The organism is Streptococcus sp. GMD1S, from assembly GCF_000296875.1.
GTDB lineage: Bacteria > Bacillota > Bacilli > Lactobacillales > Streptococcaceae > Streptococcus.
In genome coordinates this window covers 1-2,136 of sequence record NZ_AJQY01000351.1, presented here as the reverse complement: position 1 = coordinate 2,136, position 2,136 = coordinate 1, and the positions used below count along the sequence as shown (strand labels likewise).

Annotated in this window: 3 protein-coding genes and 1 pseudogene; all 4 read left to right on the top strand. The window is 38.0% G+C overall.

Annotated elements, in window-relative coordinates; translation table 11 throughout:
* Positions 1 to 66 (top strand): annotated as a pseudogene (locus GMD1S_RS12015) (ABC transporter permease); the annotation flags it as partial.
* Positions 67 to 276: 210 nt separating this feature from the next.
* On the top strand, positions 277 to 723 hold the full coding sequence (gene rplM, locus GMD1S_RS10195) for a 50S ribosomal protein L13 (RefSeq protein WP_001044624.1): 447 nt from the start codon (positions 277 to 279) through the stop codon (positions 721 to 723).
* Positions 724 to 741: 18 nt separating this feature from the next.
* Positions 742 to 1,134 carry a 30S ribosomal protein S9 gene (gene rpsI / locus GMD1S_RS10190; protein ID WP_000075969.1) on the top strand — a complete coding sequence of 131 codons (393 nt, stop codon included), beginning with the start codon at positions 742 to 744 and terminating at the stop codon, positions 1,132 to 1,134.
* Between the two features lie 407 nt (positions 1,135 to 1,541).
* Positions 1,542 to 1,931, top strand: coding sequence for a hypothetical protein (locus GMD1S_RS10185; RefSeq protein ID WP_000745394.1), 390 nt, complete (start codon positions 1,542 to 1,544; stop codon positions 1,929 to 1,931).
* The last annotated feature ends 205 nt before the right edge of the window (positions 1,932 to 2,136 follow it).

Sequence of the window (2,136 nt, the reverse complement as noted above, 5' to 3'; positions counted from 1 at the left end):
CTAGTCCTTCAAACGGATGATTTGGGAATCTGGAAAACCTTTAAACGTGCCTTAGCTTATAAATAGGAAAGCCTCGCAAAAGCGAGGTTTTTCTAGATGTTAAACACTGAAATCGGCAAAAATATTTTTCATATCTATTGACTTTTAGTAGTGAAATTTGGTATGATAGTAGACGGTATTGTTTACCCCATTTGTAAGGCCCCGGAACCTTTCAAATACCCCGCGGACCGGAACATCCGCCCTGTAAACAAAAACGATATTCATATAGGAGAAATCATGAACAAAACTACATTCATGGCTAAACCAGGCCAAGTAGAACGCAAATGGTACGTTGTTGACGCAACTGATGTACCTCTTGGACGCCTTTCAGCAGTTGTTGCTAGCGTACTTCGCGGAAAAAACAAACCAACATTCACACCACACACTGATACAGGTGACTTCGTAATCGTTATCAATGCTGAAAAAGTTAAATTGACTGGTAAAAAAGCAACTGATAAGATCTACTACACTCACTCAAACCACCCAGGTGGATTGAAACAAATCTCTGCTGGTGAACTTCGTTCTAAAAATGCAGTACGTTTGATCGAAAAATCAGTTAAAGGTATGCTTCCACACAATACTCTTGGCCGAGCTCAAGGTATGAAATTGAAAGTATTCGTTGGAGCTGAGCACACTCACGCTGCACAACAACCAGAAGTTCTTGATATTTCAGGACTTATCTAAGGAAAGGAACAATAAAGTATGTCACAAGCACAATATGCAGGTACTGGACGTCGTAAAAACGCTGTTGCACGCGTTCGCCTTGTTCCAGGAACTGGTAAAATCACTGTTAACAAAAAAGATGTTGAAGAGTACATCCCACACGCTGACCTTCGTCTTGTTATCAACCAACCATTCGCAGTTACTTCAACTGTAGGTTCATACGACGTTTTCGTTAACGTTGTTGGTGGTGGATACGCTGGTCAAGCAGGAGCTATCCGTCACGGTATCGCTCGTGCCCTTCTTCAAGTAGACCCAGACTTCCGCGATTCATTGAAACGCGCAGGACTTCTTACACGTGACTCACGTAAAGTTGAACGTAAGAAACCAGGTCTTAAGAAAGCTCGTAAAGCATCACAATTTAGTAAACGTTAATTCGAGAGAATTACTATACTTACAGAGAGCACCTTTCGAGGTGTTCTTTTTTATATTTTCATACTAAATTGGTGCAATCTGACAAAGTCAGTTGCCTCAGAACGTTAATCAATACGATACTATCAACGTTCACAAGCACTTCATGATTCACACTATGAGGTGTTTTTGATGATTTTTAGCACAATTCACACTATTGTTTCTTTGCATTCAACTCAAATTCTTCTGGTCAAATTATTAACAAATCTTCAAGAAGAGTGATTGGTGAAATAGGCTGTTTGAGGCTTTTATGCTAAACTAGTTTTAATGACAATCTTCTATTTCTAAAGCAACAATAGATCCGTAATTTGTTTTTAATTAAGGAGTTTGGGATTGTAAGAGGGAGATGATATATCTGAAGGAGTATCAATATGAAAAAACGTGCCTTGATTTTACTGGTTTTGTCCATTGTAGTATTTGGAGGAGGCGCATGGCTAGCACAGGAAACAAATCTATTTCTAAGTCCGCGAGCCAAGCAGTTGGCTTATTTAAAGGAGCATCAAAAAGAAATAGAAGATTTTGTAAAGTCTAAAAATTCAAAGATTGAATCTGTTCAAATTGATTGGAGACAGACACAATGGGATAAGGTAGGAAATGGTACACCTCAAGGAGGAGGAGATATTATTGATGTTTATGGAACGTTTAATAACATTGATAATTCTGGTTGGCATGTAATGATAATTGTAGATGATGGAAAAGTTGATTTAGCTTCGATGACATTAGTTAATGGCCTAGGCATTGGAGGGAAACCGTTTGAGTAATAGTAATTTAAAAACCTTTGATAATTTTTATTCAAATTTAACATCATTCATTCCCCACTGACTTCAAATACTTGCTAAAAGTATTTTTTTTTACATTCATGGTATAATATACTTAGATTCCGCTATATAGGAGGAAAGAGATGAAAAAACGTACTTTGGTTTGGCTAGTTATAGCCCTTGTAGTATTTGGAGGAGGCGCATGGAT